The organism is Yersinia sp. LJYL362 (assembly GCF_048323875.1).
The window spans coordinates 1-9667 of sequence record NZ_JBLWEX010000075.1 but is presented as its reverse complement, the minus strand read 5'-3'; the positions used below and the strand labels follow the sequence as shown (position 1 = coordinate 9667).

Sequence of the window (9667 nt, the reverse complement as noted above, 5' to 3'; positions counted from 1 at the left end):
CCGGTATGTCAGTAGTGGTGGTGGCCTGTGATAAGCAAGGGAATATCGATTTGCACGACTTGCGCCAGAAGGCGGGTGAAGCAGGTGATGAACTCTCTTGTATTATGGTGACTTACCCGTCGACTCATGGCGTATATGAAGAGACCATCCGCGAAGTTTGCCAGATTGTGCATCAGTTTGGTGGTCAGGTTTACCTCGATGGCGCAAATATGAATGCGCAGGTTGGGATAACCACTCCAGGCTATATTGGCGCGGATGTTTCCCACCTGAACTTGCACAAAACCTTCTGTATTCCACACGGCGGTGGTGGCCCTGGTATGGGGCCGATTGGTGTTAAAGCACATTTAGCACCGTTTGTTCCGGGCCACAGTGTGGTGCAAATTGATGGTATGACGACCCAACAAGGTGCGGTTTCGGCGGCACCATTTGGTAGTGCGTCAATCTTGCCTATCAGCTGGATGTACATCCGTATGATGGGGGCTGATGGACTGAAACAAGCCAGTCAGGTCGCGATTCTGAATGCCAACTACATTGCAACTCGGCTGAAAGAAGCCTATCCAGTGTTGTATACCGGCCATGATGGCCGTGTGGCGCACGAATGTATTTTAGATATTCGCCCACTGAAAGAAGCAACAGGTATCAGCGAGATGGATATCGCCAAGCGCTTAATCGACTTTGGCTTCCATGCGCCAACCATGTCCTTCCCGGTGGCGGGCACGCTGATGGTAGAACCGACTGAATCAGAAAGTAAAGTTGAGTTAGACCGCTTTATCGACGCCATGCTGGCTATCCGCGCGGAAATCGAGAAAGTGGCGCGTGGTGAATGGCCACTGGAAGACAACCCGTTGGTGAATGCGCCGCATACTCAAGCTGAGCTGGTCGGTGAGTGGCAGCATCCGTACAGCCGTGAGCTGGCGGTATTCCCGGTGGCAGGTGTGATGGAGAATAAATACTGGCCAGCGGTGAAACGTCTGGATGATGTGTACGGTGACCGTAATTTGTTTTGCTCATGCGTACCAATCAGTGATTATGAATAAATATTTTCAGTAAATGAAATAGGGTCGCGCGAGCGGCCCTGAGGTTGATGACAAACCTATTTTGTCGCACCGAGATTAGCGGGGCGACTGTACCGATGGGCGCTCCGACGGCTCACGCCGTTACGACCCATTCGGTACATTTCCCCTTCAATCCACTTTGTCAGTAGTCTAAGGGTCGCACAAGCGGCCCTTTTTCGTTATTGGTATTAACTCTATCAATGCCTACTCTTACTCTTTAAATTGAGAAAAATACTAACGACGGAATAAGGAAATGGGATATGCATAAAAAAGTCGCGTTAGTGACAGGGGGCAGTCGTGGCATTGGCCGTGCCACGGCATTGCTATTAGCAAAGCACGGTTATCGGGTTGCGGTAAATTATATCAATGATGAACAAGCTGCCCGCCAGGTGGTGGCAGAAATCGCTGCTGGCGGTGGGTTAGCGGTGGCATTGCAAGCCGATATTGCTGATGAGCTACAGGTCGTTGCGCTATTTGAAAAGCTTGAAGCCCAGCTCGGGCCGATCACCGCGCTGGTCAATAATGCCGGCATTTTGTTTACCCAATCGGGTATCGAAGGGTTAACTGCTGAACGCATTAATCGGGTATTGAGCACCAATGTGACGGGTTACTTTTTATGTAGCCGCGAAGCCGTCAAGCGCATGGCATTGCGCCACGGTGGTAATGGCGGTGCGATTGTTAATGTCTCTTCTGCCGCAGCCCGTTTAGGTGCGCCCGGTGAATATCTCGATTATGCCGCCTCCAAAGGGGCTATTGATACACTCACCACCGGTTTATCATTGGAAGTGGCGGCAGAGGGCATCCGAGTGAATGGCGTTCGTCCGGGTTTAATCTATACCGATATACATGCCAGCGGCGGTGAACCGGGGCGAGTTGATCGGGTACAAAGCTCACTGCCAATGAAACGCGGCGGGCATCCGCAAGAAGTGGCAGAAGCCATCGTCTGGTTGCTGTCAGACCATGCCTCTTATGTCACTGGCAGTGTATTGGATTTAGCCGGCGGGAAATAAGTGAGTATTCAGTTACTTCAGCCAACCTTTTTGCTGTGCCGCCTGCAACTGTGGCGAATATCTTTTAGCTTATCGATTTCCATCAGAAACTGAATAGTTTCTGTCAGTGGACCAAAATCCAAGACTGCTAATGACATAAATTACCCTTTGTTTTTGGCGCTGAGCAATAATTGCTGCTCAAGCTCGATTTGTCACCCTAATTTGAACCACAGACATGGCGGGTTACATGTACTGACAGAATATTTAAGCGTACACATGTACACTGGAATTATTCTCAGTTAACCTATGTGCAGTCTTTTTGTACAGTTTTCGAGCCACTAATATGCTCACAGGATGAGATAACAATTCATTTTCAGGATAATCAGTATTGAAGAATAAATCAGCTATACCCACGACTTCGGTCACTCCTACGGTAGCGACAACACCGTCTTATCCGTGGGCGGAAGAAATAGCGAATAGTATCAGCCATGGTATTGGCGTGGTGTTCGGCATTATCGGTTTGGTTTTGCTATTAGTGCAGGCGCTAGATAATGGGGCGGATACTAAGGCGTTAACCAGTTATAGCCTGTATGGCGGCAGTATTATTCTGCTGTTTTTAGCCTCAACCTTGTATCACGCCATCCCACACCGCAAAGCGAAACTCTGGTTACAGAAGTTTGACCATTGTGCCATTTACATCTTAATCGCCGGGACATATACACCATTTCTATTGGTGGGGTTGGACTCCCCGTTAGCCCGCGGTTTGATGGCGGTGATATGGGGATTGGCACTGGTGGGCGTCATTTTCAAATTGGCCTTTGCACATCGCTTTGAAGTGTTGTCGCTGGTGACCTATCTGACGATGGGCTGGCTGTCGTTGATTGTGATTTATCAACTGGCGGTCAAGCTTGAAATTGGCGGGTTGGCATTATTGGCGATTGGCGGCTTGCTATACACGTTGGGTGTGATTTTCTATGCCTCTAAGCGCATTCGCTTCGGCCATGCTATTTGGCACGGTTTTGTATTGGGCGGTAGCGTTTGTCACTTTATGGCGATCTATTTGTATGTCTAATCCTTGATTTTTAGAAGGCTGGGGAAGCCGGTCTGAGGTTTGTTTATAGTTCAGTGAGTGAAGGGGTGACCACACCTAGGGGCACTCCGACGGCTCACGCCGTTACGACCCCAACGGCACGTTTCCCCTTCATTTGACTTTGTCAGCAATCTGAGGCCGGATAACCGGCCTCGGGAGACAGGCAAATATTATTTATCTTCGGCCAATGAATAAGGCAACGGCTGAATCGTTAGCACGCTTTCTGCATCATCACGCACGCGTAGCACACTGTCTGCGGCCAAATCATTATTCAGTACCGCTTGAACCCACACCGTGTCATTACTGAGTGCGACGGCGGCCAATACGCTACCGGTGCGACGCCAGTTTTCACCTAATTGCCATTCTAAATCTTCGCCAGCCGCGGGCAGTCGGTTGGCGTGACCGGCTAACCAGTAGAGTGCGCGCTTATTGGCACCGCGGTATTTTGCTCTGGCGACCATTTCCTGCCCGGTATAACACCCCTTGCTGAAACTGATGCCATTCAATGCCTGAATGTTTGTTGCTTGCGGAATAAATTGCGCGCTGCTATCGGTATCAATGATAGGAAAGCCTGCTTCGATATCCAGCGCCAGCCACTGTTGGCTGTTATTAAACTGCGCACGGTCAGCCAGTTTATCCACTAACTGTTGTGCCTGCTCGGCATCCGTCACCAGCAGGAAGCGCTCGGCAGGCAGCGAGAAATGCAACAGCGTGCTATCACCTTGCTGTACCACAGGGTGCTCGGCATCAGGCAATTCGGCGAAAACCTCCGCTAGCGCAGCTCTGGCCTGTGCCCCTGCCACACCGAATAAAACGGCATCAGGTTGGGCGGCTATCACCACTTTGGAGAACACCGCATATTTCTTCAGCTCGCTCAACTGGTTATCAAGCACACTCCGGCGTTCGATAAAGGCTAACCCTTCACCACGATAAAATAACCGCAGGTTGCTCCACATCTTCCCTTTAGCATCACAATGGGCGCACAGCACATGCTTATCTGCGGGTAGCGCATCAATATCAGCCGTGACTTGCCCTTGCAGGTACTTTACGCGATCTGCACCCGTTAACGTCACCAGCGCCCAGTCATCAAGGGAGATCAATGTGAGTGGCAGCTCGGAAGAGGCGACCGGTGGTTGTGCAGCAAATGGAGTGGTATTAGCCATGGCATACCTCAAAAAAGAGTACTTGCGGATAAGTGTTACCTATCAGCGAGGAACAGTGAACCGATGTCCCAATGGTAAAATAGCCGGTTAGCATTGCAAGCAGTTATTCCACGGATTGACCATTATTATTCAATATCTGAATTCGGCGATATCTGAGGTACAATAACCACAGATTCTTTGGCGAAGTGCTGAATATGATTGAAAAAACAGCATGATTTCGCCTTTAGCCTATCAGCATCCTTTTTTTGAGGAGTCAATCAGGACATGGAAATCGATAATAAAGCCCGTATTCACTGGGCGTGCCGTCGGGGTATGCGTGAACTGGATATCTCTATCATGCCGTTTTTTGAACATGAATATGATGGCTTGAGCGATAACGAGAAACAGGTTTTTATCCGTTTGCTTGAGTGTGATGATCCAGATTTATTTAACTGGTTGATGAATCACGGGGAACCGCAGGATAGTGAGCTGCGTCAAATGGTCAAACTGATTCAAACACGAAATAAAGCCCGTGGCCCAGTGGCGATGTGACCTGCGGATATCCTGGCACACTCAACTCTTCTCTCTATTAGCCCATGGCGTCTTGGTCACACTCACGCTGGTTGCGCCTTGGCCTCAGGGCTATACCGCGCTGTGGTTGGTGTTACTGACGTTAGTGGTGTTTGAGTGTATCCGCAGCCAGAAAAATATCACGTCTTGCCAAGGCGAGATCAGGCTGAAACCCGGCAATATAGTGCTATGGAAACGGCACGAGTGGGTTGTCATTAAGCAGCCCTGGATCACCCGTTATGGCGTGTTATTGAGTTTACAACAGACAAGCAACCGCTCAACCCGTAAGCGTTTATGGCTCGCGGCGGACAGCATGTCTGAAGAGGAATGGCGGAAATTGTGTCTGCTGTTGCGCCATTCATTTGGTTCCGATGAAGGTATCAATTAATGAAGCCCTTAATCTGGCTGGTGGAAGATGAGCCGAGTATCGCTGACACCTTAATTTATACCTTGGAAAGCGAAGGTTTTACCCTCCGGTGGTTTGACCGGGGGGAGCCCGCCTTGGCTGCGTTGGCCAATGGCCCGCCGGCGCTGGCGATAGTCGATGTGGGCTTACCTGATATCAATGGTTTTGACCTGTGTCGCCGCATATTGGCTCAGGTGCCGGAGTTGCCGGTAGTCTTTTTAACCGCACGTAGCGAAGAGCTGGACCGGATTGTCGGTTTAGAAATTGGGGCCGACGACTATATCGCTAAACCTTTCTCACCGCGTGAGGTGAGTGCCAGAGTTCGCACCGTGTTACGGCGGCTGCAAAAATCTCAATCATGGGCTACTTCTGCCACCTTGCATCAGTTCGGCCATTTCACTCTGGACGAAGCGGGGGCGAAAGTCACTTATCATCAACAGGTTTTATGGCTCACCCGCTATGAATATCTGCTACTGAAAACCTTATTACTGGCACCTGATCGTGTATTTTCACGCCAGCAATTGATGGATATTGTCTGGGCGCAAGCAGAAGAGAGCCAAGATCGCACCGTCGATACCCATATCAAAACTCTGCGCTCAAAGCTGCGTATGACTTACGATGAAGAGTCGCCGATCCGCACCCACCGTGGGCTGGGTTACAGCCTGACGTATCGAACATGAGTTATCACCCATGAAAATAGGTGTGCGTTTGTTGCTGGGCTATTTCCTGATAGTCGCCATCGCCGGTTATTTTGTCATTCGTATTTTCGTGCAGGAAGTCAAACCCGGTGTGCGACGCGCAACAGAAGGAACATTGGTCGATACCGCCACCTTGCTGGCGCAATTCGCCCGTCAGGATATGTTGCAAAATAAAGTCGCCGGTGGTCAGTTGGCACAAGCTTTTGCTTCACTCAATCTGCGGCCAATCGGCGCAAATATTGAAGGTATCCGTAAGGATCGCAATGAATACCGGGTTTATCTGACTGATGCGGAGGGGCGGGTGATTTTTGATTCATCCGGTAAAGCCGTCGGGCAAGACTATTCGCGCTGGAATGATGTCTGGCTGACACTGCGGGGTGACTACGGCGCTCGCAGCACTCGCATTGATCCTACAGATGAACAAAGTTCGGTGATGTATGTGGCCGCTCCGGTTATTGTTGATAATCAAATTATTGGCGTGCTCAGTGTGGGTAAGCCCAATATTTCTATGGCCCCGGTAATCAAACGCAGTGAGCGCAAAATCTTGCTGGCGGGTGGCGTATTACTGGGAATTGCTTTGCTGATTGGCTTGGGGTTTGTCTGGTGGATTAACCGGTCTATTGGCAAGTTGGTCGATTATGCCGAGCGGGTTTCTGAGGGGCAGAACGTTGCGCTACCCGCGATGGGCAGCAGCGAGCTGAATGATTTGGCGCGAGCACTGGAAAGCATGCGGCTCAAGTTAGAGGGTAAAGCTTACATCGAGCAATACGTCCACACCTTGACTCACGAGTTGAAAAGCCCGCTGGCGGCGATTACTGGCGCGGCTGAGCTATTGCGCGAATCCCCACCGCCGGCTACGGCTCAGCGTTTTCTGCTCAATATTGAGCAGCAAAGTGCGCGTATTCAGCATTTGGTGGATAAAATGCTGATACAGGCACGACTGGAAAGCCGGGTTGACGTGCAACTGTCCCCAATAGAAATAAGCAGCATCATCAAGCAAGCGATCGTTACCAAAGAAGCTCAGGCGGCCAGCCGAGGTATCAACTTGCGGTTAACCCGTGCCGATAGCGCGACATTAACCGGTGACGGGTTGTTGCTCAGCCAGGCGTTGACCAATCTGATTGATAATGCACTGGATTTCACTCCAGCGGGTGGTGAAGTGACATTATGCGGTGCACGGCAAAGCCGCGAATATATAATAACAGTTGAAGATTCGGGCAGTGGTATTCCTGATTATGCCCAAGAGAAGATTTTTGACCGTTTTTATTCGCTAGCGCGGGTCAATAGCCCAAAAAGTACCGGATTGGGGCTGAATTTTGTGCGCGAAGTTGCCGCTATTCATCAAGGGAATGTTTCCCTTGAAAACCGCCAGCCGCACGGAGTGTGCGCTCGTTTGACCTTACCGCTAGCTATCACTTAAGTCGCTGACTTCACTTTCACTTCACATAACCTCATTTTCCTTTCACTTCACTCACTTAAGCTGCTCCCCTGACCTTAAAAGGAGAGCACGTCATGTTCAAATCCGTACTGTTTTGGAAAATAGCCGCGTTATTGGGACTCATTCTTTTGATGATGATCCCGAAAGAAATGCTTTTGAATGTTATCAATGAACGCAGTGGCTATCGTCAAAATGTGGTCGACAAAGTCAGTGACAGCACCAGTCGCGCGCAAAAGATCCTTGGCCCGCTGATTGTCGTGCCTTACAGCGAATGGATTGAAACCGAAGTTGATGGCAAGAAGCAGGGGCAACGGGTGAGCCGCCATCGCTACTTATTGCCGGAGGTAATGACAGTCACTGGCGCGCCGGATGTTGAAGTCCGCCAATTGGGTATTTACCAGGCTCAGGTCTATCAGGGAGAGTTCTATTTTCACGGGCAATTTGAATCTTCTTCTCTGGACGATTTAGACCGCGAAGGTGTCACCATTGGCATGCCGTCATTAGTGTTGGCCCTGAGTGATTCGCGAGGGATTCAGCAGATTTCGCCGTTAAGTCTGGGCAATGCAAAAATTAATTTCGAACCGGGGGCATTTCTGGGGCGCACGGCGCAAGGCGTACATGCACCGCTGACTATCGAGCAGGTTCGCCAGGGCAAATTTGATGTTAATTTTAAGCTGACACTGGCAGGCACCAACAGCCTTTCAGTCGTACCCGTCGGGCGCAGCAGCGAACTGACGTTACAGAGCAACTGGCCGCATCCTAATTTTGTTGGTGAGTTTTTGCCATTACAACGCAAAGTGGATGAAAAAGGCTTCCGCGCACATTGGAGCAGTAACTGGTTGGCTAATAGCATGAATATCAACTTTTCCGGTGATAATGTGCGCTATGATTTTGACCAATTACCCGCTTTCACCACCAGCTTGATTGAGCCGGTTGACCACTATCAGTTAGCCGAGCGCGCCATTAAATATGCCATTCTATTTATTGGCTTAACCTTCTTTAGCTTCTTCCTGTTCGAGAGCCTGACGTCACTGCGCGTACACCCTATTCAGTATCTGTTGGTGGGCGCAGCATTGGTTTTGTTCTACCTTATGTTACTGGCGTTCTCTGAACACTTGGGGTTCACGTTGGCTTATATTATCGCCAGTTTGAGTTGCAGTCTGTTGATTGCTATCTATTTAAGTGCAGTGCTAGGCGGGTGGTTGCGTGGCGCATTATTTGCAGGCGGGTTATTACTGCTGTACGGCGTATTGTTTGGGCTATTGCAATCAGAAGACAATGCGCTGCTATTAGGTGCGGGTCTGCTATTTATTATTCTCGCGGCGGTCATGTTGCTGACCCGGCGGTTAGACTGGTATCAGGTGGCTTCCCCACAACGTTTGACCGGGCAGAAAAGCGCAGAATCAACGGATAGCGAACGGAAAGCCGAAGAGATATCGAGCGACGCAGCTACAGCTGGAGGCGGTGCGCAAGATTCGTTCCGGTTATGGAAGTAAAATAGCGCCAGTGAAAACGGGTATAGCAAACGGGCACTGCGGGTGCCCGTTTATTCGATTAAAGCAGGGCATCCATCTCAAGCAGAATTTGATCACACCACTGTTCGATGCGTTCTTCACTTAAATCGTATTGATTGACCTCATCTAACGCCAGCCCCACAAAGTGCTTACCGTCAGCACTGAGCGGTTTCGGGCTGGTAAACTCAAATCCATCTGTCGGCCAAAAACCAATAAATTTCACCCCCAGCGGCGCAATATGGTCATGCAGCATCCCTAGAGCATCAAGGAACCATTCGCTATAACCGAATTGATCGCCCATACCATACATGGCGACAATCTTTCCCTTGAGATTAAGCTGTGTTAATTGCGGCCAAACGGCTTCCCAGTCTTCCTGTAATTCGCCGAAATCCCAGGTAGGGATCCCCATAATGAGAATGGAATATTCTTCCATCAAGCGGGGGCTGACATCTTTTAGATTATGTAAATCAACCAGATCTTCGCCGAGGATGTCGCGTATTTTTTCTGCCACCATTTCGGTATAACAGGTGCTGGAGCCGTAAAAGAGACCAATCTTCATGATGTATAGCCATAGCATTACTAATAAGGAATAGCATCGAGTGTACCAGATTTGTCCCGTCATCAGGCATAATGGCTAACCCATCCAATCAAAGAGAGAAACAGTCATGCAACAGCAAAATAACCCGCTGATTGAACAGTTTCTTGATGCCCTGTGGCTGGAGCGGAATCTGGCAGAGAATACACTGGCATCATATCGTTTGGATT

At 49.8% G+C, this 9667-nt stretch carries 10 protein-coding genes and 2 pseudogenes; 9 read left to right on the top strand and 3 right to left on the bottom strand.

Going from position 1 to position 9667, the window contains the following annotated elements:
- A pseudogene (locus ACNSO8_RS03170) lies at positions 1-1037 on the top strand (glycine dehydrogenase (aminomethyl-transferring)); the annotation flags it as partial.
- Between the two features lie 278 nt (positions 1038-1315).
- Entirely contained in the window at positions 1316-2065 is a 750-nt protein-coding gene (locus ACNSO8_RS03165) for an SDR family oxidoreductase (protein ID WP_418393802.1), read from the top strand.
- Between the two features lie 53 nt (positions 2066-2118).
- Here ACNSO8_RS03165 and ACNSO8_RS03160 read toward each other — a convergent pair.
- Positions 2119-2202 (bottom strand): annotated as a pseudogene (locus ACNSO8_RS03160) (HD domain-containing protein); the annotation flags it as partial.
- 230 nt (positions 2203-2432) lie between these two features.
- Here ACNSO8_RS03160 and trhA point away from each other — a divergent pair.
- The gene (gene trhA, locus ACNSO8_RS03155; RefSeq protein WP_418393801.1) at positions 2433-3116 is read left to right on the top strand and encodes a PAQR family membrane homeostasis protein TrhA; all 684 of its coding nucleotides are present in this window, start codon (positions 2433-2435) and stop codon (positions 3114-3116) included.
- 188 nt (positions 3117-3304) lie between these two features.
- On the opposite strand, the gene ygfZ is transcribed toward trhA, so the two are convergent.
- Positions 3305-4297, bottom strand: a complete 993-nt coding sequence (ygfZ, locus tag ACNSO8_RS03150; protein WP_418393800.1) for a tRNA-modifying protein YgfZ — start codon at positions 4295-4297, stop codon at positions 3305-3307.
- A 264-nt stretch (positions 4298-4561) separates the two neighbouring features.
- Between ygfZ and sdhE the strand changes: the two genes are divergently transcribed.
- From sdhE to creD, 5 genes are all read left to right on the top strand, one after another.
- Complete coding sequence (gene sdhE / locus ACNSO8_RS03145; RefSeq protein ID WP_004390965.1) at positions 4562-4828, top strand: FAD assembly factor SdhE; 267 nt, start codon at positions 4562-4564, stop codon at positions 4826-4828.
- Positions 4809-5234 carry a protein YgfX gene (locus tag ACNSO8_RS03140; RefSeq protein ID WP_019082409.1) on the top strand — a complete coding sequence of 142 codons (426 nt, stop codon included), beginning with the start codon at positions 4809-4811 and terminating at the stop codon, positions 5232-5234. Before sdhE ends, ACNSO8_RS03140 begins: the two co-directional genes overlap by 20 nt.
- Entirely contained in the window at positions 5234-5932 is a 699-nt protein-coding gene (gene creB, locus ACNSO8_RS03135; RefSeq protein ID WP_418393799.1) for a two-component system response regulator CreB, read from the top strand. The genes ACNSO8_RS03140 and creB overlap by 1 nt, the downstream gene beginning before the upstream one ends.
- A 10-nt stretch (positions 5933-5942) precedes the next feature.
- Positions 5943-7370, top strand: a complete 1428-nt coding sequence (gene creC, locus ACNSO8_RS03130; RefSeq protein ID WP_418393798.1) for a two-component system sensor histidine kinase CreC — start codon at positions 5943-5945, stop codon at positions 7368-7370.
- Positions 7371-7462: 92 nt separating this feature from the next.
- On the top strand, positions 7463-8884 hold the full coding sequence (gene creD / locus ACNSO8_RS03125) for a cell envelope integrity protein CreD (protein ID WP_418393797.1): 1422 nt from the start codon (positions 7463-7465) through the stop codon (positions 8882-8884).
- 58 nt (positions 8885-8942) lie between these two features.
- Here creD and fldB read toward each other — a convergent pair whose 3' ends face one another.
- Positions 8943-9461, bottom strand: a complete 519-nt coding sequence (gene fldB / locus ACNSO8_RS03120) for a flavodoxin FldB (protein ID WP_418393796.1) — start codon at positions 9459-9461, stop codon at positions 8943-8945.
- Positions 9462-9567: 106 nt separating this feature from the next.
- Here fldB and ACNSO8_RS03115 point away from each other — a divergent pair.
- The coding region (locus ACNSO8_RS03115) for a site-specific integrase (protein WP_418393803.1) at positions 9568-9667 on the top strand (100 nt) is incomplete at its 3' end.

What these genes read in the sequence shown, in the direction of transcription:
- ACNSO8_RS03165 (WP_418393802.1), top strand. Translation starts at nt 1,316, where the DNA reads ATGCATAAAAAAGTCGCGTTAGTGACAGGGGGCAGTCGTGGCATTGGC.
- ygfZ (WP_418393800.1), bottom strand. Translation starts at nt 4,297, where the DNA reads ATGGCTAATACCACTCCATTTGCTGCACAACCACCGGTCGCCTCTTCC.
- sdhE (WP_004390965.1), top strand. Translation starts at nt 4,562, where the DNA reads ATGGAAATCGATAATAAAGCCCGTATTCACTGGGCGTGCCGTCGGGGT.
- creB (WP_418393799.1), top strand. Translation starts at nt 5,234, where the DNA reads ATGAAGCCCTTAATCTGGCTGGTGGAAGATGAGCCGAGTATCGCTGAC.
- creC (WP_418393798.1), top strand. Translation starts at nt 5,943, where the DNA reads ATGAAAATAGGTGTGCGTTTGTTGCTGGGCTATTTCCTGATAGTCGCC.
- creD (WP_418393797.1), top strand. Translation starts at nt 7,463, where the DNA reads ATGTTCAAATCCGTACTGTTTTGGAAAATAGCCGCGTTATTGGGACTC.
- fldB (WP_418393796.1), bottom strand. Translation starts at nt 9,461, where the DNA reads ATGAAGATTGGTCTCTTTTACGGCTCCAGCACCTGTTATACCGAAATG.